Origin of the sequence: Paraburkholderia sp. J7, from assembly GCF_905220155.1 — a bacterium.
Lineage (GTDB): Bacteria > Pseudomonadota > Gammaproteobacteria > Burkholderiales > Burkholderiaceae > Paraburkholderia.
On record NZ_CAJMYZ010000151.1, the window covers coordinates 1 to 235 of the forward strand.

At 63.4% G+C, this 235-nt stretch carries 1 protein-coding gene; it reads right to left on the reverse strand.

Annotated elements, in window-relative coordinates; translation table 11 throughout:
• Positions 1-69: 69 nt before the first annotated feature.
• A partial coding sequence (locus tag U5A58_RS40735) for an SDR family oxidoreductase (RefSeq protein ID WP_321965486.1) occupies positions 70-235 on the reverse strand: 166 nt, incomplete at its 5' end.

The following is a 235-nucleotide window of genomic DNA, read 5'->3' on the forward strand; positions in this document are numbered from 1 at the left end:
TTCGATCATGATGAAACTCCGTTCGGGCGCACGGACGTGAAAGTCCCCATCCGTGCGCCCATGCTACGTTCAGACTTGCTGCTGGCCCCCATCGACGAACAGTTCGATGCCGTTCACGAAGCTCGCATCGTCCGAAGCGAGAAACAGCGCGGCGCTGGCGATTTCGCCGGGCTCGCCCAGACGTCCCATCGGGATTTGCGCGGCCAGGTAATCGGCGAGACCCTGGCGCTGGGCG